Genomic DNA, 23,929 nt, shown 5'->3' with positions numbered 1-23,929 from the left:
TTCTGTCGTTGACAGGCCAATTTAGTTCGCATACAAAGTAAAACACTTCGCATGCGAACTAATTTCCCGCCATGGACAGCACACCGCACACCATTCCCGCGACGGACGGCTACCCGCTGGGCGCCATGCTCTGGACCGCTGCCGGCGTGCCGCACGGCGTGGTCGTCATGCACCCGGCCACGGGCGTGCCGCAACGCATTTACCAGGCGTTCGCCAAGTTCCTGGCCGAGCGCGGCTTCCACACCATCACCTATGACTACCGCGGCATCGGCGCATCCCGGCCGAAGAGCCTGCGCCGCTTTGCTGCGCGCATGCGCGACTGGGCGCTGCTAGACGCCGAAGGCGTGATGCGATGGGCAAGGGCGCGCTACCCGGAACTGCCACACCTGGCGGTTGGGCATTCTGTGGGCGGTCACGCCATCGGCTTGTGCAGTGCGGACTGGGACGTCGCGGGCGTGGTGCAAGTGGCCTGCCACACGGGCAACGCGCGCTTCATCCGCCAACGCGGTGAACGCTGGCGCGTAGACCTGATCCTGCGCGGCGTTGGCCCCTTGATGGCGCGGTTGATCGGCTACGTGCCCGGCAAGCGCATGGGCCTGGGCGAAGACCTGCCGGGCGGTGTCGCCATCGAGTGGGGCGCATGGGCCGGCATGCAGCGCTACTTCTTCGATGACCCGACGCTGGGCGCCATCGAGCGCTTCAACCGCGTCACGCATCCGGTGCTCGTCTACGGCTTTGACGACGACCCGTGGGCCACGCCCGCCGCCATCAACGCGTTGACGATGCACTTCACGAACACGTGGGTGGAGCGGCGGCAGATCACGCCTGCGCAGGCCGGCGGCGCGGTGGGGCACATGGGTTTCTTCCGCGCGCAGTTCGCCACCACGTTGTGGCCAGATCTGGTGGATTGGCTGCGCGAACGTGCCGCCACCACATGCAACGAAGCGGAGGCTGCATGACGGCACCCGACCGCCGCCTCGTCTATCTGATCAGCGTTGGGCAACGCCGATTGCAGCGCTGGATTCAATCGCGTACCGGCGAGGGCGTGACCGCCGCGCAATCCGGCCTGCTGTTCTTCCTGGAGAAGAACGACGGCGCGTTGATGCGCGAAGCCGGCGCCGCGCTGGACCTCGGCCCCTCCGCCATGAGCGGCCTGGTCGATAGAACCTCCGACGCCGGCCTCATCGAGCGCCGCGCAGACGCCAAGGATGGTCGCGCCTGGCAACTCTGGATCACGCCCGCCGGCCGCGAAGCCTTGGCAGCAACACGCAACGGCCTGGCCGAGTTGAACGCGCGGCTGACCGAAGGTTTTACTGACGCCGAGATCGACGTTGTCGCACGCTGGCTGGCCAGCCTGCAAACCAAGTTCCCCAACGGAGACGAACAATGAGTGAACATATCCAAAGCCATAACGCCGATGGCGTGCTGACGCTTACCCTGGCCCGCGCCGACAAGAAGAACGCCATCACCGATGCGATGTATGGCGCGCTGGCCGATGCGCTGAGCGCCGCCGAGCGTGACAGTACCGTGCGCGTGGTGCTGCTGCGGGCTGAAGGCGACATGTTCTCCGCCGGCAACGACATCGGCGAATTCGCGTCGATTGCGATGGCCGGCGGCAAGGGCGATGGCGAGCGCAATGTCATCCGCTTCCTGCACGCGCTCGCACGTGCCACGCGCCCGCTGGTGGCGGCGGTGCAGGGCCGCGCGGTCGGCATTGGCACGACCATGCTCCTGCATTGCGATTTCGTGCTGTTGGCCGACAACGCGCAGCTCTCCACGCCGTTCGTCAATCTGGCGCTGGTGCCGGAAGCTGCATCGAGCCTGCTGATGCCCGCCCGACTCGGCCACGTGCGCGCGTTCGAGATGTTCGCGCTGGGCGATGCGGTGGGCGCCGAATCCGCGCTCGCGTGGGGCTTGGCGAATCGAGTAGTGCCGCTGTATCAGCTCGGCACGGAGGCGCAGGCCATTGCGGCGCGATTGGCGCGCCAGCCGTTGGGCGCCCTGACCGAAACCAAGCGCCTGATGCGCGATGCCGAACTGCTCAAGCAACAGATGGATGCGGAGAGCGCCTGCTTTGCGCGGCGGCTGCAATCGCCCGAGGCGCATGAAGCCTTCCGGGCGTTCGTCGATCGGCGGCCGCCCAATTTCAACGCCCTGGCGCACTGAGCGCGGCGGTGTCGTGTTCGGCGGCCCTGGTCCGGCCGCGTTTTTTCATTCAAACGGCCAATCGCCCCGGGGATGCTGCAATCGAAATCGTTGTTCCCAGCGGTGGCGATTCAAACGCCTGAGGGCCGCGGCGACGGGGCGCAGAGAGAAGAGCGCGTGTCAACGCGCCATGCTAAGGCTCCTCACTGCTCGTCGTCTTCGAGTGAAAACCGCTGCGCGGCGCGCGTGCCATTGCGGGCCGTTTCATCGACCACGCCTCGCATGACCACCCGCTGACCGGGCTCCGCAGCGATGGTGGGGCGCCCCTGATTGGGCCGGCTGTCGATCCCGGCGATGGGCGCCGCCGGGTCCGGCTCGGGCCGGCTGTTGTCGAGCGACGCGTTCGAGTAGATGACGTTGTCTTGCCACTGAGACGCACTCTTTGCGGCCTCGAGCCCCTTGCCGTCGGTATCGACGGTGTTGTCAGTCGCTTCCGCCCCGGCGGCGTCGACGGAGAGGATGCGGCGAGACGCTTGCGCCAGCGGGTCGTTGCGTGGGGCGTCGGGCGGCGGTTGCGTGAGCTTGGCGCTCTCCGGACGGTGAGTCACCGGCTCTTCGGGCTGAGGCTGCACTTGGTTGTGCTCGGCGTTGTGCATGATCGGGTTCCTGCGCCGCTGCATGCGGCATGAACCTCAACTGCATCGCAACGCGCGTGCCCGGCACGCTGGCGTCAGGCGCGCTTGCGGCCGGGCCGCCGCCCCGCCTCCTGCAGGAAGGCTACCGCACGGGGCTCGGTCGCGTAGGCGCTGTTGATGCGCACCCACGGCGATACCTCCAGGTTCGGTCGGAAGTAATGCCCGGGCGCCAACGTCACGCCGTGCTTTTCTGCGGTGGCTGCCAGATCGCGCGAATCCTCCACATGCGGCACGCGCGCCCACAGGAAGTTGCCGCCCGACGGATGGTGAAACACCTCCCAGCCTGCATCGGCCAACACATCCAGCGACGCGATGACGGAGTCACCCGCGCGCTGGCGCAGCCGCTCCACATATTTGCGATAGGCGCCGCGCTCCAGCAGCGTGCTCACCACGGCCTCGGCAAAGCGGGAGCCGCCCACGCTGGTCAGCATCTTCACGTTGGTCAGGTCATGTACCAGCTCGCGCTTGGCAATCAGGTAACCCACTGGCAGCGATGCCGACACTGTCTTGGAAAACCCGCCCACGTAGATCACATGATCCAGCTGGTCCAGCGTGGCAAGCCGTGCGGTCGGATCGGCCTGAAGGTCGGCAAAGATGTCGTCTTCGAGAAACGTGAAACCGTGGCGCCGCGCCAGTTCAAGCAGGCGGAACGCCACCGGCGGTGACACCACCGAGCCCGTGGGGTTCTGCAGCACGGTGTTGATGAAGAACAGCTTGGGCCGATGCTCGCGCAGCATCGCTTCCGTCACTTCCACGTCCGGCCCGTCGCTGCGGCGCGGAATGCCGACCAGCTTCACGCCGTGCAGCCGCAGCAGCCCAAACACGGTGTAGTAGCCCGGGTCTTCCACGAAGACCGTGTCGCCGGGTTTGAGCAGGTGCCGCATTACCAGGTCGATCGCCTGGCTCGTGCCGGCGGTGATGAGCACATTGGGCGGGTCGGCCTGGATGCCGAGCTGCCGCGCACGCATCATGACCTGATGCCGCAGCGCCGCGTTGCCCAGTGGCGAGGCGTAGTCGATTACCGCATGCGTATCGGTGCGCGATACCTGACGGATGGCCTGCGTCAGGCCATCGACATCGCGCCAGTCTGCCGGCACGAAGCCGCCGCCGAGCTTGAGCATGCCGTCGGGGTAGCTGAACTGCTCGAAGATGTGTTTGGACTCGGCCTCCGCCCGGCGCGGGTCTGACCAGCCGCGCCCGTCGCGCCCCGTCAGGTTGCTCTCAGCCACGTAGAAGCCCGAGCCGTGGCGCGAGTCCAGCAGGCCCAGCGAAACCAGCCGGTCATACGCCTCGATCACGGGGAAGCGGCTGATGCCGTAGTCCGCCGCCAGTTGCCGGATCGACGGCAGCTTGGCGCCGGGGCGCACGTCGTTGTCGCGAATCCACGCCTGTACGCCGGCCACGATCTGGTCGGAGATGGGGACGCGGGTGGCGGGATCGATCTGGAGTTTCATGGGCGGTAGCCCTCCGGGCAGATGATTCGGAACAGTCACGTACAACTGTTCTGGACTGTTCGCATTGTAATGACCCGGCGCACCAACGGACGCGCTTCGGTACGGCGCGTCATGCAGGCCGGCGTTATGCGATGACCGTGGATCGAAGGGCGGTTTTATTCGTTTTATCAAATATCACCCAAGGCTAGAGTGGGCTTGTCCGTCACCCATTGCGCGCTCGTTGCGATCACTAAGTCGGAGGTTCGATGTCTGCCACCACCGTTCAAACTGCGCCACGCGATCCGGCTGTGCAGGCCGTGCTCGACAGCGTGCTGTCTACACCCTCGTCAACGCTGCTGGAGCGCGCACGCAGCCACGCCAGCGAGCAGGGGCTGCGCTACGCGGGCGGGCTGACACCGGCCGAAGCCTGGGCGCTGGTCAGCCGTGGCGACGCCGTACTCGTGGACGTGCGTACAGCGGAAGAACGGAAGTTCGTGGGTCGTGTGCCGGATACCCCTCACGCGGCGTGGCAGACCGGGCCCGCCATGATCAAGAACCCACGCTTCCTGCGGGAGCTGGAGAAAGCCGCGCCCAAGAGCGCCGTGGTGCTGCTGCTGTGCCGCAGTGGCAAACGCTCTGCTGCCGCAGCGGAAGCCGCCGCCGCTGCCGGATTCCAGAACGTGTTCAACGTGCTGGAAGGCTTCGAGGGCGACCTGGACGAACAGCAGCAACGCGGCGAAGCCGGCGGCTGGCGCCGCTGGGGCCTGCCCTGGCAGCAGGACTGAGCGCCGCCGCAGCGCTAACAATCAAACCAACAGAACAGGGGAGCGACGATGAGCGATCGCGTCATCGCGGGCAGGCCTGCGCCCGCACACGACCCAGGCTGGCAATTGGACCGCATCGTCGGCGAGTTGCGTGCGGCCCGGGCTGATTGGCGCGCCCGCAACGGCCGTACCGAAGTCACGGGCCGCGAGTTGCCCTCGCGCGAGGCGGTGCGGCAGATCCTGGAGGCGCTGCGCGGGGCACTGTTCCCCATGCGGCTCGGCCCCACGGACCTGCGTGAAGAAAGCGAAGACTTCTACGTCGGCCATACGCTCGATTCGGCACTCAATGCGCTGGTAGCGCAGGTGCGGCTGGAACTGCGTCACACGGTGCGCCAGGCGCGCGCCGTGGATCGCGATCCCGATGCCGAGGCTGTGCGACTCGTGCGCGACTTCGCGGCGGCACTCCCCATGCTGCGTCGCCTGCTCGATACCGACGTGCTGGCCGCCTACCACGGTGATCCCGCAGCGCGCAGCGTCGACGAGGTGCTGCTGTGCTACCCCGGCATCCTTGCCGTCATCCATCACCGCATTGCCCATCACCTGTACCGCGCCGGCTTGCCGCTGCTCGCGCGCATGGTCGCCGAGACCGCGCATGCCGACACGGGCATCGACATCCACCCCGGCGCCCAGATCGGCAGCGGCTTCTTCATCGACCACGGTACGGGCGTGGTGATTGGTGAGACCGCCGTGATTGGCGAGCGCGTTCGGATCTACCAGGCGGTGACGCTCGGTGCCAAGCGCTTTTCTGCCGATGCCGATGGCCATCTTGAGAAGGGCGTTGCGCGCCACCCGGTGGTGGAAGACGACGTCGTCATCTACGCCGGCGCGACCATCCTCGGGCGCATCACCATCGGACGCGGCTCGTCCATTGGCGGCAACGTGTGGCTCACGCGCAGCGTGCCGCCCGGCAGCAGCGTCACCCAGGCAAACGTGCAGAGCGGCGTGCAGGAGGGCGTTCAGAGCCCTCGGCCGCACACGCACAGCCACAGCGAGGCACACCCCGCGCGCTGATTCGCCCGACGTGCCTTTCCCACCGGTTTTATCCACCGCACCCGCCAGAGAAACGGGGGCATTTTTTCAAATGAAGTTGGGAGTCATTGCATGGCAGAAGCAGATACCCAGGACGTGCGCACCGCGCTAGGCGACAGTGCCGCACGCCAATTGGCGAACGCGACCAAGACTGTTCCGCAGTTGTCCACCATCAGCCCGCGCTGGCTGGTGCACCTGCTGCAGTGGCAGCCGGTGGAGGCCGGCATCTTCCGCCTGAACCGCGTGAAGAATCCGCGCGATGTGCGTGTTGCCTGCTCGCAGCGCGACGAGGCAGAGCTGCCGCAGACTTTTGTCGACTACGACGAACATCCGCGCGAGTACTTCCTCAACGCGGTGACGACGGTGCTCGACGTACATACGCGTGTCTCGGATCTGTACAGCAGCCCGCACGACCAGATCCAGCAGCAGCTGCGCCTGACCATCGAGACCATCAAGGAGCGTCAGGAAAGCGAGCTGATCAACAACCCCGACTACGGCCTGCTGGCCAACGTGGATGAAACGCAGCGCATCTCCACGCTCACCGGCGCGCCCACGCCTGACGATCTGGACGAGCTGATCACCAAGGTCTGGAAAGAGCCAGCGTTCTTCCTTGCGCATCCGCTGGCGATTGCCGCGTTTGGCCGCGAATGCACACGCCGTGGCGTGCCGCCGCCCACTGTCAGCCTGTTCGGCTCCCAGTTCCTGACATGGCGCGGCCTGCCGCTGATTCCGTCGGACAAGGTGCCCATTGACGAAAACGGCCGCACGAAGATTCTGCTGCTGCGCGTGGGCGACAAGCGCCAGGGCGTGGTGGGCCTGTATCAGCCGGGTGTGGCGGGCGAGCAGAGCCCGGGCCTGTCGGTGCGCTTCATGGGCATCAACCGGAACGCCATCGCGTCGTACCTGATTTCGCTGTATTGCTCGCTGGCCGTGCTGACCGAAGACGCGCTGGCGGTGCTCGAAGACGTGGAGATCGGCAAGTACCATGACTACCCCGACACCTACAAGTAATGCGCCCGGCGTGAGCGGCCTGGCGCTGCCGGCGGGCGACGTGCCGGCTGGTTTGCCGGATGCGGCTGCGCTGGCGCAACTGGCCAACGCGTTCTTCACGGCGCTACCCGGCAGGGAGCCAGAGCCCGCCATCGATCTGGCGCCGGTGGGCACATCGCCGCAGTTGAACGCGTTGCCCGTTGCGGATGCCGCACCGATTGCATCGCACGTCCCTGTGCTGGGTGTGCCGACGCAGTATGCGGCGGCGCTGCCGCAGCTGGCACCCGGTCATGGCCAGCCTGTACCTGCGCATCCCGTCTCGGCCCCGAGTTCGCCGTACTACTTCCTCGGTGAGGCGAGCGGATATCAGTCCGCTGCGCCGCATGCGGGGGTGGCGGCGTCGGAGGCGGGTGTGCCGGAGGATCGTGTCTCAGCGCAGCCGTTTCAGCTACCGGGCACCGATGCGCTGGCACGGTTGATCGATGGCGCATCTGGCACGCCGCCTGCGGGGCCGGATGCATTGCGGCAACCGGGTGGGGCTGCGCAGGCGGGGCAGTTCTACTTCCTCGCGCCAGCCGGCGGCCCGGCCGCGCCCACGCTGGAGGCACCGCGCAATACGAGGGACCAGCAGAGCCACCAGCCGCATCGCGTTGGCGCTTTCGACGTGCATGCCGTGCGGCGGGATTTTCCGATCCTGGCCGAGCGCGTCAATGGCCGACCGCTGATCTGGCTGGACAACGCTGCCACCACACACAAGCCGCAAGCGGTGATCGATCGGCTGGCGTATTTCTACGCGCACGAGAACTCCAACATCCACCGCGCGGCGCATGAACTGGCCGCACGTGCAACCGACGCATATGAGGGTGCCCGCAACAAGGCGGCGCGCTTTCTCGGTGCGCGGTCGGCCAGCGAGATCATCTTCGTGCGCGGCGCCACCGAGGCGATCAACCTCGTTGCGCAGACGTTTGGCCGTCAGCACATCGGCGCGGGGGACGAGATCATCGTCTCGCACCTGGAGCACCACGCCAACATCGTGCCGTGGCAGCAGCTGGCCGCGCAGGTGGGGGCGCGCATCCGCGTGATTCCGGTGGACGACAGCGGGCAGATCCTGCTGGATGAATACCGCAAGCTGCTGAGCCCCCGGACGAAGTTGGTGTCGGTCACGCAGGTGTCGAATGCGCTGGGGACGGTGACGCCCGTGCAGGAGATCATCGCACTGGCGCATGCGGCCGGCGCGCGCGTGCTGGTGGACGGGGCGCAGGCGGTCTCGCACTTGCGTGTGAACGTGCAGGCGCTGGACGCGGACTTTTACGTGTTCTCCGGCCACAAGGTCTTCGGGCCGACAGGCATTGGCGTGGTCTACGGCAAGCAGGATCTGCTCGACACGCTGCCGCCGTGGCAGGGCGGCGGCAACATGATTGCCGACGTCACGTTCGAGAAGACGCTGTACCAGCCCGCACCCGCGCGCTTCGAGGCCGGCACCGGCAACATTGCCGACGCGGTGGGGCTGGGCGCTGCGCTTGATTACGTCGAGCGTATCGGCCTGGAGCACATCGCGCGCTACGAGCACGACCTGCTGGTGTATGCCACGCATGGGCTGTCGCGCATTCCCGGTTTGCGGCTGATCGGTACGGCTGCCAACAAGGCGAGCGTGCTGTCGTTCACGCTGGCTGGGTACCGCACCGAAGAAGTGGGCGCGGCGCTCAACCGCGAAGGTATTGCCGTGCGCTCCGGCCATCACTGTGCGCAGCCCATCCTGCGGCGCTTTGGGGTGGAGGCCACGGTGCGGCCATCCCTGGCGTTTTACAACACGTGCGAGGAGGTGGATGAACTCGTGCGCGTGGTGGGGGCGCTGGCCCGGCGGTAAGGCATTTTGGGCTGTTGAAGAAAGACGCCCTGTTGGTCCGATGCACGGGCTGGCGGGGCGTTTTTTTGTTTTGGCCTTTGGCCTTTGGCGGGGCGGGGGGTGGTGGTGCGTCTCTTTTTCTCCCCCTGCCGGGGATGAAACCGGGAATGGACCACTAGCAAAAAAAATCAACGAGCTCTCAACGCGCCTTCAGCCGCCGCACCGAGACATCCCCCACCCACTGCACGAGGCTCACCAGCCCGATCAGCACCACGATCACCACCGCCATGACGGTGGTGTCGAAGCGCTGATAGCCGTAGCGGATGGCAATGTCGCCCAGCCCGCCTGCGCCAACGGCACCCGCCATGGCCGATGCGCCAATCAACGACACCACCGTCAGCGTAAAGCCGCCGATGATGCCGGGCAGTGCCTCTGGCAGCAGCACGTGCCAGACGATGTGGCGACGCTCGCAACCCATGGCCTGGGCGGCTTCCATCAGGCCGCGGTCGACCTCGCGCAGGCTGATCTCGGCAATGCGCGCGAAGAACGGTGTGGCGCTGATCGACAGCGGTACGACCGCCGCCCATACGCCAATCGTTGCGCCCACCACCAGCCGCGTGAACGGCAGCAGCGCCACCAGCAGGATGATGAATGGCGTGGCCCGAAAGCCGTTGATGAGTGCACCCAGCACGCGGTGTACGCGCGGCGACTCCAGCGCATTGCCCGGCGCGGTCAGCACCAGGATGAGCGCCAGCGGAATACCGGCCAGCACGGCGATCAGCGCGGAGGCCGACACCATCGTGAGCGTGTCGAGCAAGCCCTGCCAGATGCGGTCAATCGTGAGCGGCGACATAGCCGAGGCTCCGGGTGTGTTGCGACAACTGCAGCGCGGCGAGCGCGTCAGCCGACAGCGTGCTGCCCGCTGCTGCGACCAGCAGGCGCCCTTGCGTGCGGCCCTGGATGCGGTCAAGGTCGGCGCGCAGCAGGCGGGTGGGTTGGTGCAGCGCCTGAGCAATCTGCGCGAGTTCCGGCACGGCGGCGGTGCCGGTGTAGCTGAGTTCGATCAGTTGCTCGAACGGAGCGCGCGCGGGCGGCGTGGGCTGCAAACGGAGCGCTACGTCTTCGGGCAGGCCGCCGCGCAGCGGTTCGAGCAAGGCCTTTGTGGCGTCGTGCTGCGGGTCGCCAAAGACGCGCCACACGGGGCCTTGCTCGGCAATGCGGCCGGCTTCGAGCACGAGCACGTTGTCGCAGATATCGCGGATCACGCCCATCTCATGCGTGATGAGCACGATCGTCAGCCCCAGGCGGCGGTTGATGTCGCGCAGCAGGGCGAGGATGGCGTCGGTCGTTTCGGGGTCGAGCGCAGAGGTGGCCTCATCGCACAACAGAATTTCCGGGCGATGCACGAGTGCGCGCGCAATCCCCACGCGCTGCTTTTGCCCGCCGGACAGGCGCCCGGGATACACGTGCTGCTTGCCCTCCAGCCCGACCAGCGCCAACAGCGCATCCACGCGCTCCGCGATCTCGGCCGGCGGCACGCCTGCCACCTTCAGCGGCAGCGCGACGTTTTCCCAGACCGTCTTGGCGGAAAGCAGGTTGAAGTGCTGGAAGATCATGCCGATGCGCCGGCGCAGCCCCACCATTGCGGCCCTGCCGAGCGTGCCGACATCGACGCCGTCCACCAGCACCTGCCCGCTGGTGGGTTGTTCAAGTCCGTTGATGGTGCGCAGCAGGCTGGATTTTCCCGCACCGCTACGCCCGATGATGCCGAAGATGCCCCCAGCCGGAATGTCGAGGTCGATGCCTTGCAGTGCATGCACATCGCCCGCGGCCGCGCGGTACGTCTTGCCGACGTTGCGAAACGTGATGGTGCCGGCCGTGGGGGTGGAGACCGCGGCATCGGCGTGCCTGGCATGCGGCGCGATCGCGTCGGTCCAGATGTGTGCGGGGTTTGAGACGAGTGTGGTCATGGCCTTGGCGCTTTACCGTGTCACCGTTTCACCCAGGGCAGAGTGAAGAGCTTGTCGTCGTTGGCATAGGACGTGCGCACTTGCTGGCGCACGGCAGGCGAGTCCTGATACAGCTTGATGAAGCGGGCGATGCGCGGGTCGTTGGCGTTGTCGTTGCGGGCAACGAAGCGGATGGCGAAGTACTCGTCGTCGATGCCCGAGTACAGCAAGCCGGCGCTTGCAACGTCCGGTTTGCCCGCGTTGACGAAGTGCGCGGGGTAGCCCTGTGCAAGGTCCACGTCATCGAGCGCGCGTACGAGCTGCGGGCCTTCGATTTCGACAAACTTCAGTTTCTTCGGATTGGCGACCACGTCGTTGAGCGTGCCGCGTGCACCCACGCCATCGCGCAGTTTGATCAGCCCCGCCTTCTGCAGCAGCAACAGGCCACGGCCCTGGTTGACGGGGTCATTGGCCACGGCCACGCGCGCACCGTCCTTCAAATCGCTCAGGCGTTTGATCTTGCTGGAATACAGGCCGATGTTGCCCAGCACGCCGATGCCGACGCTCTTGAAGGCATAACCGCGTTCCTTGATCGCGTTGTCGAGAAAGGCCTGGTGCTGAAAGTAATTGAGATCCAGATCACCCGAGGCGAGTGCCACGTTCGGAGTGGTCCAGTCGGTCAACTCCACCACCTTGACGTCCAGCCCCTGTTTTCGGGCTTCGGCGGCGGCCACCTCCACGGAATCGGCCAGCGCACCAGGCGTGACGCCGATACGCAGTGGGGCCGCATGGGCGGCAGCGGCAATGGTGAGGGCGCTGAGTGCGAGGGCGAGTCGTTGGGTCAGGTTCATGGGTACGGTTACAGCAAAAGGAACATGCAGTGATTCCAGCATGGCAACCGGGCCCATTCCCACGAATATTTGCGTAGATGGTTACTCGGTCTGAGTTAGAGCGATACTTGCCGTCGACCGTGGCAGTTCAATCACAAGGAGGGGGACTCTTCGATGCATGCATCTTTCAAACGTCGCCGAGCGACGGCGGGGCGGGTGGTGGGGCGTTTGCTGTTGGCAATCGCCGTCATCCTGGTGGTCCTTGCAGCGGTTGTGGGCGTCAATACGTGGCGGCACAACTCGCGCCAGCTGGATGTGCCGGCCGTTACGCCGGTCGCGGTGGATGGCCCCGCCGCTGCGGCCCACTTGGCCGAAGCCGTGCGCGCACGCACCGTGTCGAGCGCCGCCGATGCGCAACTGAGCGCCGACCAGTTCCGCCAGCTGCACGCCATGCTCGAGGCGCGTTACCCTAAGGCGCACGCCGTGCTGCAGCGTGAGCAGGTGGGCGACTTTGCGTTGCTCTACACCTGGAAGGGCGCTGACCCGTCGCTGAAGCCCATCATGCTGATGGCCCACCAGGATGTCGTGCCGATCGCCTCCGGCACCGAAGGCGACTGGACGCAGCCGCCCTTCGACGGCGTCGTCAAAGACGGCATGGTCTGGGGGCGCGGTGCGTGGGACGACAAGGGCAACCTGATCTCGCAGATGGAAGCCATCGAGTTGCTGGCTGCCAGCGGCTTCAAGCCGCGCCGTACCATCCACCTGGCCTTTGGCGCCGACGAGGAAGTGGGCGGCGAGCGCGGTGCCAAGCGGATCGCCGCGCTGCTCAAATCGCGCGGCGAACGTCTCGACTTCGTGATCGACGAAGGTCTGCTGATTACCGAAGGCGTGCTGCCTGGGCTCGCCAAACCTGCGGCGCTGATCGGCGTGGCAGAGAAGGGCTTCCTCTCCGTGCAGCTCAAGGTGGGCGCTACGCCGGGACATTCGTCGATGCCGCCTCCGCCAGGGCAGAGCGCCATCGCCATGATGAGCGCCACGCTCAAGCGGCTGGATGACGATCAATTGCCCGCGGGCATTAGGGGCGTTGCGCAGGAGATGTTTGCGACGCTGGCGCCCGAGATGCAGGGTTTCAGCCGCGTGGCACTGTCCAACCTGTGGCTGTTCGGGCCGCTGCTCCAGAAGCAATTGGAGGCATCAGGCAGCTCCAACGCCATGCTGCGAACCACGACTGCGTTGACCATCGTGCAGGCCGGCAACAAGGACAACGTGCTGCCCGGCCGCGCCGAGGCCACAGTCAACTTCCGCCTGCTGCCCGGCGACACCATCGCCTCCGTCACCGCGCACGTGGAAGACGCCGCCAAGGCGGCGGCGCCCAAAGGCAAGTTCGAGCTGACACGCCTGCCCGGCTCGAGCGAAGCCTCGCCGGTGTCGCCCACGCAATCGGCGTCGTATCAGTTGATCAACAAGACGGTGCGAGAGCTGTTCCCGGGCACGGTCGTGGCGCCAGGGCTGATGATCGGCGCGACGGATTCGCGCCACATGATCGAGATTGCCGACCATGTGTATCGGTTCTCGCCGGTGCGCGCCAAGCCGGAAGACCTGCCGCGCTTTCACGGCACCAACGAGCGGATCACCGAAGCCAACCTGGTGGAGCTGATCCGCTTCTACCACCGGTTGGTGCAGCAGGCGGCCGGGGCCTGATCTTAGTGTGAGGCTGCCACCAGCGTGTCGATGTGCGCGTCGTTGGTGGCTTCGGGGCGGCGCAGTTGCGTGCTGCGGCTGCCATCCACCGAGACGGCCGTGTCGCCATGCACGGTCACGCGGCGTACCAGGCGCGGCTGGTTGCCGTAATCGTTGATGGCGTAATGCTGCGTGGCGCGGTTGTCCCAGATGGCAACGTCGTGCTGGCGCCATTGCCAGCGCACGGTGTTGTCCAGCCGCGTTACGCGGTTCTGCAGCAGTTCGAACAGCCGCGTCGATTCGCTTCCCGGCAGGCCGGTGAAGCGCTTGACGAAATGCCCGAGCAGCAGGGCGCGTTCGCTGGTCTCCGGATGCACATGCACCACGGGGTGCGACGCTTCATACACCGACGCGGTAAACACCTCGCGGTGATGCCGCAGGCGTGCGCCGTCGATCTGCGTGCGCTCGGCACCGTAGTCGTAATCGTTGGTGTGCACGGCCCAGAGTTGCTCGGCAAGCTGCTTGAGCGTATCCGGCAATTGTTCGTAGGCGCGGGCCGTGTTGGCCCAGACCGTGTTGCCGCCGTAAGCGGGAATCGTCACCGCGCGCAGGATCGACACCTTCGGAAACGCATCGAGAAACGTCACGTCGGTGTGCCACGAGTCGGCACGGCCACCGCCCTTCGACGCGTCGAGTTCAAACAGCTGCGTGCCGGTGGGCGCCGGCACGGTCGGGTGGGCGACGATGCGGCCGAAGCGCTTGCCGAAAGCCTGGTGCTGGTCATCGTCCAGATGCTGCTGGTCGCGAAAGAACAACACCTTGTACTTGAGTAGCGCGGCATACAGGCTCGCGAACGTGTCTTCCGCCAAGTCGGCACCAAGCTTGAGGTCGAGCACCTCCCCGCCGATATGTCCGGCCACGCGGCGTACGCGCAGGGCGCCGAACGTGGTGTCGATGGCGGCGTTGTGATCGTCTGGCATGGCGGCTCCGGCAGGAACGGCGATGGATCATGCTAGCCACCCGGTGCCGGGCGGAAAACGAACGGTTTGACATATCCAAATGCAGTTCTGTCGCTCATGCCGATGAACTGTTCGAGAAAGATGCTGAACAGTTCAGCGAAACTGTTCACAACTGTTCATGTCAACCGGTTGCGCTGCCGCGCAAGATGGAACCGTGCCGATCCGCAGTCCCCATAAAAATCATCCACCACGAACCCCGGCACAGGAGTCTCAATCATGCGCGAAATCAGAATCTTCGAACTGGACCGGCCGGGCGTGCCGGTGAGCTGGCGGTCGGCACGGGCCCAAACCATCGCCGCACAAGCCGGGCTGCTGTGGGTCACGCAAGAGCATCAGCGCCAGGACATCTGGCTCAAGCCCGGCCAGTCGATCGACGTGCCGGCGGGCGTGCGCTTCTGGCTGTCCGGTGAGCCGGTTGAAGGCACGCCAGCGCGCTTTGCCGTGACCGAAGACATCAACGCCCCGCGCCGCCTGCTGCGCTTCATCGGTTTGGTGGTGATGGCCGCGTATCGGCAGATTCTGCGCGACGACGGGCAGGATGCAGCGCGTACGCCGTCGGCACAGCGGATTGGTACGTAAGCCTTGCGTCAAGCCGGAAACACGAGCCGGAACCCGGTCCGCCCACCCGGCGAGCTGCTGGCCTGCACGCTACCACCGTGCAGGTCCATGATGGTTTGACGGTGGCCAGTCCCAACCCGGTCGACTGGCTTGATTGCGCACTGGATTGCGCCTGCGAGGGGGCGCCCCGGTAGAACCGCTCGAACAGCGGCGGCAGGGCGGTGTGCGGAATGCCCGGCCCCGGGTTGCACACGGGAATGGCGATCCCTTGCGGCACCGGCTCGATGGCCACGTCGATGCGCGCGCGGGTGGGCTTGTGGTGCAGCTGCGCATCGCACTGCAGGTCGATGGTGATGTTGCGATCGGCTGCCACCGGGCCGAAGCAGTCGACCAGCACCTGGACTGGCTGGCTTATCGACAGGAGAATGGGCGGGCGACATTACGGCGCAGGCAAACGCGGCAGTGCCGTCTGCTGCGCCGTGACGGTAGCGTTTATTCCGCTTGCAGTGCGGCGATGATCTTCTCAGCTTGGGCCTTGAGCTTGTCGCTGTCGGCCTGGACACGGGCGTGTGGTTGCAGCGGGGTGTCGCTGTAGCGCGGCAGCACGTGAAAGTGCACGTGCGGCACCGTCTGCCCGGCGGCGCTGCCGTTGAGCTGAAAGATGGCGATGCCCGGCGGGGTAAACGCAGCCCGCACGGCGCGCGCCAATTTGCGCGTGGTGCGGATGGCAGCCGATGCGGCATCGTCGGACAGGTCGAACAGCTCTGCCGCGCCTTCCTTGGGCAGCACCAGCACGTGGCCGTCGGCCTGCGGCATGATGTCCATGAAGGCGATGGTGTGATCGTCTTCGTACACCTTGATGCAGGGCAGCTCGCCGCGCAGGATCTTGGCGAAGATGTTCTGGTTGTCGTAAGTCGCGTCAGGCATGGGTGTCTCCAGTAAGCGGGAAATGCACGGGAAAGCGCTGCGCGAAAGTATATAGGCGACCGATGGCGACGCGCGCGGCGCGGGTTTGGCGCAGATCAAGCCTGGCTATCGTCCACCGACAGCGGCGCAGCCACGTGTTCGAGCGGTTTGCGCTCAGCGGCCGTCCCCCAGCACGCCTGTACCGCGGCCGCAAGCAGCATGAGCACCGCGCCGAACGCATAGCCGCCGAACACGGCACCGCGCGAGTGTGTATCGATCAGCCAGCCGAACAGCGCAGGCCCCGCAACGCCGCCCAGCCCCGTGCCCACGGCATAGAACAACGCGATGGCCAGTGCGCGCACCTCAAGCGGGAAGGTCTCGCTCACCGTCAGATAGGCCGAGCTGGCGGCGGCCGATGCAAAGAAGAACACGACGGTCCACGCGAGGGTCTGCGTGGTGCCGTCGAGCACACCTGCCTTGAATAGCGTGCCGCTCACCAACAACAGCACACCGCTGATCGCATACGTGGCGGCAATCATCGTGCGCCGGCCGACCACATCGAACAACCGCCCAAGCAGTAGCGGCCCGAGAAAATTGCCCAGCGCGAACGGCAGCAGGTAGGTGCCGACCTTCGTTGCGGGCACGCCATAGAAATCCGTCAGCACCAGCGCGTAGGTAAAGAAGATCGCGTTGTAGAAAAACGCCTGCGCGGCCATCAGCGCGAGGCCCACCAACGCACGTTGCCGGTGCTGCACGAACAGCACCCGTGCGACTTCCATCAATCGGGGATGGCCGCGGCTGCGCATGCGCAATGCCGGCAGCGGCGCGGAATCGAAGCGATGGCCACGCGTGGCGATCTCGCTTTCGATGTCCTGCACGATGGTCTGCGCTTCTTCGTGGCGACCGCGCGTGATGAGCCAGCGCGGGCTTTCCGGAATCCAGAAACGCATCACCAGAATGATGAGCCCCAGCAGGGCGCCGATGAAGAAGCACAGCCGCCAGCCGGTATCGACGCTCATGTGCGCGGGGTCCAGCAACCACTGCGATGCGCCCGCACCCAACGCGGCACCGACCCAGAACGTGCCGTTGATGGCGAGGTCCGTCCAGCCGCGCACGCGTGCCGGCGTCAGTTCCTGGATCGTCGAATTGATGGCCGCATATTCGCCGCCGATTCCCGCGCCGGTGAGCACGCGAAACACGACGAGGCTGGCGAAGCTCCACGAGAACGCTGTCGCCAGCGTGGCCAGGATGTAGACGCCCAACGTGATGAAGAACAGCTTGCGGCGGCCGAGTCGATCGGTCATCCAGCCGAACAACAGCGCGCCGAATACCGCGCCGATCAGGTATGCGCTGCTGGCGATGCCGACCTGCGCGTTGGAAAGATGCAGGGCAGGGCTTTGCTTGAGGGCGCCCGCCACCGCGCCGGCCAGTGTCACCTCCAGGCCGTCGAGCAGCCACGTAATGCCCAGCGCAATGACCACGCGCGTGTGAAAGCGGCTCCAGGGCAGGCGATCGAGCCGGCTGGGCAGGTCTGATGTGTGAAAGGCTGGCGACTCGGGCATCGCGGCGCACTCTAAAGCGAATGCGCTCGATGCAGCACGATCTATTCCTGCGAGGGTGTGGCCGAATCTTCTTGCGGCGCGCCGGCAAGCAGCGTGTCTTCAAAGAAGCGGCGGCGCGCGTCTTTGTCGGGCTTGCTGCCCTGGTGCCAGAGCGTGGCTTCCGATAGCTGGTAGGCGTACAGCATGAAGGCGCGCGTCTTGGCGTCCTTGCGCGTAAAGCCGATCGCCTGGAAATGCTGGATGTAGTAGTCCATGCGGTGTTCGTCGACGGCTTCGACGGCTTCCTGCGCCATCGGGTCACGCCGCGCCCAGGCACGAATGGCGAATTCGATCATGGCCGTGCGTCGCGCGCTGCGACCGCGAAACGGCAGTGCCAGCAGATCGCGGACGAGCCCCTGCACCGACGGGTTCTGCCGCTCCAGCTTGGGGCCCACGCGCGTGCGCTCGCTCCAGTCCTGCAGCACCTGGTGCAGCAGGTCGTCGCGGTTCTTGAAGTGCCAGTAGAAGCTGCCACGCGTCACGTCCAACTGCTTGGCGAGCACATCCACGCGCACTGCATCGATGCTCTTGGTGACGAGCAGATCGGTGGCGGCGCGCACCCAGTCGTCGGGCGTGAGCTGTGCACGCGGCGCGGCAGGGGAGTCGGAATCGGCACCGACGTCGACGGTGTCGTCGTGTTTGTCGAGCAGCAGGGAAGGCTTGGGCATGAAGGCGGATTCTAGTCCCGCTGACAGGGCTGTCCAGCGCTTAAATCGTGCTGAGGCCCCCTGGTTTGCGCGGGTTGACACGGCAACAAACGCGCTCCTACCATGCACATACGTTTGTGTATGGAAGGATCGAGCTACCGTAAGCCTCGGTTTGCGGTTTAGTACAAGAACCATGCTCGACGATGCCTTCTGCACGGCGTCAAACGATAAGACATCAGGAGACATTTGCATGAAGGCATTCCGACTCGCGCTGTGCGCGGCGGCAGCAGTTGGCACATTCGCGGGCGCATTGTGCCCGAGCACCGTCCACGCCGAGACCGTCAAGATCGCGTGGATCGATCCGCTGTCCGGGCTGATGGGCGCGCTGGGCCAGAACCAGTTGCGCAGCTGGCAATACGCGGCCGACCTGGCCAACCAGCAGAACTGGAGCGGCAACGGCACCAAGTTTGAAGTCATCGGCTTCGACAACAAGGTCTCACCGCAAGAAAGCCTGACGATCCTCAAGCAGATCACCGACCAGGGCATCCGCTACGTCGCGCAGGGCGACGGGTCCAGTGTGGGCATGGCGCTGCAGGACGCGATCGCCAAGTACAACGACCGCAACCCGGGCAAGGAGATCATCTATCTGAACTACGCCGCGGTCGATCCGGACATGACCAACAGCAAGTGCAACTACTGGCACTTCCGCCTGGACGCCAACTCCGACATGAAGATGGAGGCCCTGACGAGCTATCTCGCCAAGGACCAGAGCATCAGGAAGGTCTACCTGCTCAACCAGAACTACTCGTTCGGCCACCAGGTGGCGCGCGCGGCGAAGGAGTACCTCAAGCGCAAGCGCCCGGACATCCAGGTGGTGGGTGAGGATCTGCACCCGCTCGCGCAGGTGAAGGACTTCTCGCCGTATGTCGCGAAGATTCGTGCTTCGGGCGCGGATACGGTCATCACCGGTAACTGGGGGAGCGATCTGGCACTGCTGATCCGCGCATCGAAGGATGCGGGCCTCACCACCAACTTCTATACGTACTACGCCGGCACCACCGGTGTGCCCACGGCGATGGGGGCTTCGGGCGCCGACCGCGTAAAGGTCATCAGCTACTTCGCGCCGAACGACGGCAACGCGAAGACGAGCGCTGTGCTCGACGGCTTCAAGAAGAAGTACAACGACGATTTCTTCAACGCCGATGTCTACACCGGCATCGCCTTCCTCGCCAAGGCCATCAAGACCAGCGGTTCGGCGGAGCCGGCCAAGGTGGCCAAGGTGATGGAAGGCATGACGGTCGATGGCCTCAACGGCCCGATCGAGATGCGCAAGACCGACCACCAGGCCCAGCAGACGCTGTACGTGACCACCTGGGTGAAGGCCGATGGCAAGAAGATCAAGTACGACCAGGAAAACACCGGCTACGGCTGGCGTACCGACGTCACGCTGGAACCGCATCTCGCGGCCCAGCCGACGTCGTGCCAGATGAAGCGTCCGGCGTCGTAACCGCGTGATGGAGGTGTCCCGGGGTCAGTTCATTCGACCGGGGACACCACGCCTGTGCCCGCCAGGTGTCCGCGGGCGTTCTCCAAAAAGCGATCCACCGTCGCCTGCACCGATTCCGGCGACCAGCCGGCAATATGCGGCGTCAGCACGACCTGCTCCAGGTCCAGCAGCCCGGCCGGCGGCCTGGGCTCGCTCTCATACACATCCAGCCCCGCGCCGCCCAGCTTGCCCGAGCGGATGGCTGCTTCCAGCGCTGCCGTATCCACCACGCTGCCGCGCGCAATGTTGACCACGTAGCCATTCGGGCCCAGCGCTTCCAGGATCGTCTGGTTGACCAGATGCTTCGTCTGCGCACCGCCCGGCGTGGCAACGATCAGGAAGTCGGCCCAGTCGGCCATGTCCTTGAGCGCATCGAAGTAGCGGTATGACACGCCTTCGCGCGGCTTGCGATTGTGATAGGCGATCTGCATGTCGAAACCGGCTGCGCGGCGCGCGATCTGCATGCCGATGGTGCCCAGGCCGACGATGCCCAGGCGCTTGCCGCATACGCCGGGCTGCAGCGGAATGTCGTCACGCCAGACGCCATTGCGCGTCGAGCGATCCAGCTTGGGAATGCCGCGCACGGTGGCCAGCAGCAAGCCAAAGGCGTGGTCGGCCACGCAGGCGTCGTTGGTGCCGGCGCCGTTGGCCACCGCCACGCCACGTGCGCGGGCGGCCTCCACGTCGATGTTCTCGTAGCCGGCACCGAGCGCGCAGGCCAGTTCCAGCTTGGGCATCGCGGCGATCTCCGCGCCGGTCAGGCCCGTCGAGCCATTGGTGAGCACGATGCGGACATCGCGCCCATCGCGCGCGATGGCGGCGTCGCGTTCGGCGCGGGTGGGTGCATGGATGACGCGGAAATGTTCAGCGATCTGCGCCATGTTCTCGGGCGTCATCGCAATGAGGAGCAGCAGGGTCGGTTGCATGGGGTAGGAAGAGGAGACGGGCCGCATGAATGGGGGCGAGACCCGGCAAAGAGGTGCGTCGCGCAGCGCCTAGCGATGATAACGCGCGCTCCAACGCCACGCGGAAAGCCACGCGCGCCATGCGGTTACACACCGTTACCGATGAGCAGGTTTGGTTGCACGGGTTTGCAGGGCCGCGGCATAGACTTTGCGGCAGGAGGCGCATGGCCGCGGGCCGCAGAACAGACTGCCGGTCCGGCCCAGATGCCTCGCTTACCAGACGGGATTCATCATGCGAGCAACGAACAAGTTGGACCGTGCAGGGCGCGCAGCGCATTGGGTGGCTGTGGCCGCATTGGCCGCCGTGGCAGCAGGGCTGACGGGCTGCGTGACGGCGCCGGCGTACCCCGGTTACGGCGCCGGTTATGGGGCAGGCTATGCCGCGGGCAGCAATGCTTACGGCAACAGCATCGCCCCGACCACCTACAGCAGCGGCTATGGCAGCTATGACGCGAATGCGCCGCAGCCGTATCCGCAGCAGCCGGCGCCGGCGTATTCGCAGCCCCAGCCGACATATTCGCAACCGAACTATTCGCCGTATCCGAACAACGGCGACCCGTCTTATCAAGCGCCAGCGGATAACCGCTACGGCGTTGTCGAATACGTCGAAGCGGTGCCCGTGCGCGGCCAGTCGAGCGGCGTGGGTGCCGTGCTCGGCGGCGTGGTGGGCGGCTTGCTTGGCCACCAGGTTGGCGGCGGGCGCGGCAACACCGTGGCCACCATCGGCGGCGCGGTGGCGGGTGCCATGGCGGGCAATGCCGTGGAAGGCAACACGGTGGTCGGCCAGACCTACCGCGTGACCATGCGGCTGAACGACAACTCGCGTATCACGCTCACCCAGAACAACCCCAACGGCCTGCGCGTGGGGGATCGCGCCCGCATCGAAAACAACATGGCAGTGCCGTACTAGCCACTTCCTGCATGGGAGCGCCCGCGCCGGCTTCAGAAACGGCGCGGGCCGACCGATATAGCGGAGGCAATAACCCCGCGGTGATTCCCATGCTCAATCGACTTTCCATCCGTTTCCGTCTCAATGCAGCGCTGACGCTGCTGGCCTTGCTGCTCGCCATTACCGGCACCATTGGCGTGATCGGAATGCGCGCGTCCGACGCGAACATCAACGAGATCTACACCAATCAGCTCGCTTCGACCTCGCTGGTCGGCAAGGCGCAGCTGAATGCGGCGATCGTGCGTACGACGCTCGATCGCGCGGTCTTCCATCCGGATGCCGCTGACGTGCCGGCCATCCTGGACAAGGCCAACGGCTACCGCACGAAGTCTGACGACGCCTGGAAGCAATACAAGACCCTGCCCATGAACGCGGACGAAAGCCGTCTGGCCGCCGACATGGAGACCAAGCGCAACGCATTCTTCCGTGACGGCATCGAGCCGCTGATGACCGCATTGCGTGCCCGCGATGCCGCGACCGTCGACAAGGTGGTGATGAACGTGATTCCGCCGCTGTCCGTGGCGCTGTCTGCGGCAGCCGATGCGCTGGATCGCAGCCAGGTCGAACAGGCCAAGGCAGCCTACGAAAGCGCAGCGGCCCGATCGCACGCGTTCCTGATGCTGATCATCGGCGCCATCGGAGTGGGCATTGCGGCGGCGCTGGGGTGCGCATTTGGCCTGCACCGGGCAATTTCAGTGCCGTTGTCAAAGATGCTGGGCCACTTCAGCGCGATCTCGAACGGCAACCTGACCGAGCGCATCACTGTCGGCAGCAAGGACGAAATGGGCGCGCTCACGCAAGGTCTCATCGACATGCAGCGCGGCCTGATCCGCACCATCGTGACAATGCGCGGCGGCAGCGAATCCATCGCCAGCGCCACCAAGCAGATTGCGGCCGGCAACATGGACCTGTCGCAGCGTACGGAGGAACAGGCTTCGTCACTGGAAGAAACTGCGTCGAGCATGGAAGAGCTGACGAGCATCGTGCGCCAGAACGCCGACAACGCACGTCAGGCCAGCCAGCTTGCCGGCAACGCGTCGGACATCGCCGTGAAGGGCGGTGAAGTGGTGGGCCGCGTGATCGAGACGATGTCGGGCATCAACGACAGCAGCAAGAAGATCGCCGACATCATCGGCGTGATCGAAGGCATTGCGTTCCAGACGAACATCCTTGCGTTGAATGCCGCAGTGGAAGCCGCCCGCGCGGGCGAGCAAGGCCGCGGCTTTGCGGTGGTGGCTGGTGAGGTACGCAGCCTTGCACAGCGCTCGGCCACGGCAGCCAAGGAAATCAAGGAACTCATCAGCGATTCGGTTGGACGTGTAGAAAACGGCACGACCCTGGTTGCCGAAGCAGGCGACGTGATCGACGAGGTGGTCGTTGCCGTGAAGCGTGTGACCGACATTATGGGCGAGATCAGCTCGGCTTCTGAGGAACAAAGTGCCGGTATCGAGCAAGTCAACCAGGCCGTCACGCAGATGGATGAGGTGACCCAGCAGAACGCCGCGCTGGTGGAAGAGGCGGCGGCCGCTGCGCAATCGCTGGAAGAACAGGCTGGCGTTCTGCGCGAGGCCGTGGCGTCATTCCGCCTGCCGGCGGCGGGCGCGAATGCCGAGCCTGTGCTGGCTCCCGTCGCTGCCAGTGCGCTGAGCGTTGCCAAGGCAGCACCGGCGGTATCGACGGTGCCGGCTTCGCCCGGTCCGGCAGCGAAACCGGTCGCGCGCAAACCAGGGGCAGCGACGGCACGTGCCGCACGCAAGCGCCCCGCAGCGGCTGCCAAGCCGGCGACTGTACCTGCCCCGGATGCGAAGGCAGTGCCTGTTGCGGTGGCCGAGGCCAAGCCCGGCAAACTTGCCCTGGCTGCGGTGTCCAGCGATGCCGACGACTGGGAACAGTTCTGACGCACCCGCCGAACGTCCATCCCGACAAGCCGCGCCCTGAGCGCGGCTTTGTGTTTCAGCGCTGCAACCGATTTACAGAACTGCTTGGGCCGAGGTTGTTGATCCGGCCGACGATTTGCGCTGCGGCGTCGCCAACGCAACGCCGGACCGCGAGGTCGGTCGCGTTTTGCCGCGCGATTCATCGGGCAGAGCCTTTGCGCATAAGACTTTGCAACCTGCGCCCGGTTGCGCGCATTAGTCCATGCGGTAACACGCGCCCACGCCGGTCAGGGGTGCTCCCCGCTCGCCTAAGCCAAACCGCCTGCATTTGATCGGTCAGCGCCTCCGTCGTTTGTAGGGAGGCCTTGTTGGCTGACGGTCGAATGTCCCCCCATATCAGATGGCGTTGTATGCCGTGGCGTTGATCCCGCTACCGCCAC

At 65.7% G+C, this 23,929-nt stretch carries 23 protein-coding genes; 12 read left to right on the top strand and 11 right to left on the bottom strand.

Going from position 1 to position 23,929, the window contains the following annotated elements; genetic code table 11:
* Positions 1 to 71: 71 nt before the first annotated feature.
* Genes RP6297_RS17100 through RP6297_RS17090 form a run of 3 tightly spaced genes read left to right on the top strand, consistent with a single transcriptional unit; the run spans position 72 to position 2,166 of the window.
* The gene (locus RP6297_RS17100) at positions 72 to 959 is read left to right on the top strand and encodes an alpha/beta hydrolase family protein (protein WP_009239949.1); all 888 of its coding nucleotides are present in this window, start codon (positions 72 to 74) and stop codon (positions 957 to 959) included.
* Positions 956 to 1,390, top strand: coding sequence for a MarR family winged helix-turn-helix transcriptional regulator (locus tag RP6297_RS17095; protein ID WP_009239948.1), 435 nt, complete (start codon positions 956 to 958; stop codon positions 1,388 to 1,390). Before RP6297_RS17100 ends, RP6297_RS17095 begins: the two co-directional genes overlap by 4 nt.
* Positions 1,387 to 2,166: an enoyl-CoA hydratase gene (locus tag RP6297_RS17090; RefSeq protein ID WP_009239947.1), complete on the top strand. Its 780-nt coding sequence runs from the start codon at positions 1,387 to 1,389 to the stop codon at positions 2,164 to 2,166. The genes RP6297_RS17095 and RP6297_RS17090 overlap by 4 nt, the downstream gene beginning before the upstream one ends.
* 182 nt (positions 2,167 to 2,348) lie before the next feature.
* Here RP6297_RS17090 and RP6297_RS17085 read toward each other — a convergent pair whose 3' ends face one another.
* A complete protein-coding gene (locus RP6297_RS17085) occupies positions 2,349 to 2,801 on the bottom strand; it encodes a DUF3005 domain-containing protein (protein WP_009277088.1) in 453 nt (150 codons plus the stop codon).
* A gap of 74 nt (positions 2,802 to 2,875) precedes the next feature.
* Positions 2,876 to 4,294 carry an aminotransferase-like domain-containing protein gene (locus tag RP6297_RS17080; RefSeq protein WP_009239945.1) on the bottom strand — a complete coding sequence of 473 codons (1,419 nt, stop codon included), beginning with the start codon at positions 4,292 to 4,294 and terminating at the stop codon, positions 2,876 to 2,878.
* Positions 4,295 to 4,539: 245 nt separating this feature from the next.
* Between RP6297_RS17080 and RP6297_RS17075 the strand changes: the two genes are divergently transcribed.
* From RP6297_RS17075 to RP6297_RS17060, 4 genes are all read left to right on the top strand, one after another.
* Positions 4,540 to 5,058, top strand: coding sequence for a rhodanese-like domain-containing protein (locus RP6297_RS17075; protein ID WP_009239944.1), 519 nt, complete (start codon positions 4,540 to 4,542; stop codon positions 5,056 to 5,058).
* 48 nt (positions 5,059 to 5,106) lie between these two features.
* Entirely contained in the window at positions 5,107 to 6,108 is a 1,002-nt protein-coding gene (epsC, locus tag RP6297_RS17070) for a serine O-acetyltransferase EpsC (RefSeq protein WP_009239943.1), read from the top strand.
* A gap of 90 nt (positions 6,109 to 6,198) precedes the next feature.
* On the top strand, positions 6,199 to 7,137 hold the full coding sequence (locus RP6297_RS17065) for a family 2A encapsulin nanocompartment shell protein (RefSeq protein ID WP_004631502.1): 939 nt from the start codon (positions 6,199 to 6,201) through the stop codon (positions 7,135 to 7,137).
* Complete coding sequence (locus RP6297_RS17060) at positions 7,112 to 8,983, top strand: family 2A encapsulin nanocompartment cargo protein cysteine desulfurase (RefSeq protein WP_009239942.1); 1,872 nt, start codon at positions 7,112 to 7,114, stop codon at positions 8,981 to 8,983. The genes RP6297_RS17065 and RP6297_RS17060 overlap by 26 nt, the downstream gene beginning before the upstream one ends.
* A 178-nt stretch (positions 8,984 to 9,161) precedes the next feature.
* Here the strand turns inward: RP6297_RS17060 and RP6297_RS17055 are convergent, their stop codons facing one another.
* Genes RP6297_RS17055 through RP6297_RS17045 form a run of 3 tightly spaced genes read right to left on the bottom strand, consistent with a single transcriptional unit; the run spans position 9,162 to position 11,762 of the window.
* Complete coding sequence (locus RP6297_RS17055; RefSeq protein ID WP_004631504.1) at positions 9,162 to 9,815, bottom strand: methionine ABC transporter permease; 654 nt, start codon at positions 9,813 to 9,815, stop codon at positions 9,162 to 9,164.
* The gene (locus tag RP6297_RS17050) at positions 9,796 to 10,932 is read right to left on the bottom strand and encodes a methionine ABC transporter ATP-binding protein (protein ID WP_009239941.1); all 1,137 of its coding nucleotides are present in this window, start codon (positions 10,930 to 10,932) and stop codon (positions 9,796 to 9,798) included. Before RP6297_RS17050 ends, RP6297_RS17055 begins: the two co-directional genes overlap by 20 nt.
* 20 nt (positions 10,933 to 10,952) lie before the next feature.
* The gene (locus RP6297_RS17045) at positions 10,953 to 11,762 is read right to left on the bottom strand and encodes a MetQ/NlpA family ABC transporter substrate-binding protein (RefSeq protein WP_009239940.1); all 810 of its coding nucleotides are present in this window, start codon (positions 11,760 to 11,762) and stop codon (positions 10,953 to 10,955) included.
* A 153-nt stretch (positions 11,763 to 11,915) separates the two neighbouring features.
* Between RP6297_RS17045 and RP6297_RS17040 the strand changes: the two genes are divergently transcribed.
* Positions 11,916 to 13,442 carry a M20 family peptidase gene (locus RP6297_RS17040; protein ID WP_009239939.1) on the top strand — a complete coding sequence of 509 codons (1,527 nt, stop codon included), beginning with the start codon at positions 11,916 to 11,918 and terminating at the stop codon, positions 13,440 to 13,442.
* Positions 13,443 to 13,444: 2 nt separating this feature from the next.
* Here RP6297_RS17040 and RP6297_RS17035 read toward each other — a convergent pair whose 3' ends face one another.
* The gene (locus RP6297_RS17035; protein WP_009239938.1) at positions 13,445 to 14,401 is read right to left on the bottom strand and encodes a TauD/TfdA dioxygenase family protein; all 957 of its coding nucleotides are present in this window, start codon (positions 14,399 to 14,401) and stop codon (positions 13,445 to 13,447) included.
* A 255-nt stretch (positions 14,402 to 14,656) separates the two neighbouring features.
* Here RP6297_RS17035 and RP6297_RS17030 point away from each other — a divergent pair, with 255 nt between their 5' ends.
* Positions 14,657 to 15,019 (top strand): DUF2917 domain-containing protein, encoded by a 363-nt coding sequence (locus RP6297_RS17030; RefSeq protein WP_004631509.1) that lies wholly within the window; start codon positions 14,657 to 14,659, stop codon positions 15,017 to 15,019.
* On the opposite strand, the gene RP6297_RS17025 is transcribed toward RP6297_RS17030, so the two are convergent.
* The 4 genes from RP6297_RS17025 to RP6297_RS17010 all read right to left on the bottom strand — a co-directional run bounded on the left by RP6297_RS17025 (position 14,922) and on the right by RP6297_RS17010 (position 18,173).
* Positions 14,922 to 15,275 carry an ATP-binding protein gene (locus RP6297_RS17025; RefSeq protein ID WP_370452735.1) on the bottom strand — a complete coding sequence of 118 codons (354 nt, stop codon included), beginning with the start codon at positions 15,273 to 15,275 and terminating at the stop codon, positions 14,922 to 14,924. The genes RP6297_RS17030 and RP6297_RS17025 overlap by 98 nt on opposite strands.
* A 215-nt stretch (positions 15,276 to 15,490) precedes the next feature.
* The gene (locus RP6297_RS17020) at positions 15,491 to 15,925 is read right to left on the bottom strand and encodes an HIT family protein (RefSeq protein WP_009239937.1); all 435 of its coding nucleotides are present in this window, start codon (positions 15,923 to 15,925) and stop codon (positions 15,491 to 15,493) included.
* Positions 15,926 to 16,020: 95 nt separating this feature from the next.
* The gene (locus RP6297_RS17015) at positions 16,021 to 17,466 is read right to left on the bottom strand and encodes an MFS transporter (RefSeq protein WP_009239936.1); all 1,446 of its coding nucleotides are present in this window, start codon (positions 17,464 to 17,466) and stop codon (positions 16,021 to 16,023) included.
* Positions 17,467 to 17,507: 41 nt separating this feature from the next.
* Positions 17,508 to 18,173: a TetR/AcrR family transcriptional regulator gene (locus RP6297_RS17010; RefSeq protein ID WP_009239935.1), complete on the bottom strand. Its 666-nt coding sequence runs from the start codon at positions 18,171 to 18,173 to the stop codon at positions 17,508 to 17,510.
* 229 nt (positions 18,174 to 18,402) lie between these two features.
* Between RP6297_RS17010 and RP6297_RS17005 the strand changes: the two genes are divergently transcribed.
* On the top strand, positions 18,403 to 19,659 hold the full coding sequence (locus RP6297_RS17005; RefSeq protein WP_009239934.1) for a branched-chain amino acid ABC transporter substrate-binding protein: 1,257 nt from the start codon (positions 18,403 to 18,405) through the stop codon (positions 19,657 to 19,659).
* Positions 19,660 to 19,688: 29 nt separating this feature from the next.
* Here RP6297_RS17005 and RP6297_RS17000 read toward each other — a convergent pair whose 3' ends face one another.
* A complete protein-coding gene (locus RP6297_RS17000) occupies positions 19,689 to 20,624 on the bottom strand; it encodes a 2-hydroxyacid dehydrogenase (protein ID WP_009239933.1) in 936 nt (311 codons plus the stop codon).
* 271 nt (positions 20,625 to 20,895) lie between these two features.
* Between RP6297_RS17000 and RP6297_RS16995 the strand changes: the two genes are divergently transcribed.
* Both RP6297_RS16995 and RP6297_RS16990 read left to right on the top strand, forming a co-directional pair.
* On the top strand, positions 20,896 to 21,573 hold the full coding sequence (locus RP6297_RS16995; RefSeq protein ID WP_009239932.1) for a glycine zipper 2TM domain-containing protein: 678 nt from the start codon (positions 20,896 to 20,898) through the stop codon (positions 21,571 to 21,573).
* Between the two features lie 89 nt (positions 21,574 to 21,662).
* The gene (locus RP6297_RS16990) at positions 21,663 to 23,510 is read left to right on the top strand and encodes a methyl-accepting chemotaxis protein (RefSeq protein ID WP_037028658.1); all 1,848 of its coding nucleotides are present in this window, start codon (positions 21,663 to 21,665) and stop codon (positions 23,508 to 23,510) included.
* The last annotated feature ends 419 nt before the right edge of the window (positions 23,511 to 23,929 follow it).

It is taken from the genome of Ralstonia pickettii (genome assembly GCF_016466415.2).
GTDB classification, from domain to species: Bacteria; Pseudomonadota; Gammaproteobacteria; order Burkholderiales; family Burkholderiaceae; genus Ralstonia; species Ralstonia pickettii.
Note: the sequence above shows the minus strand (reverse complement) of the source record. Positions and strands in the feature narration are given on the sequence as shown.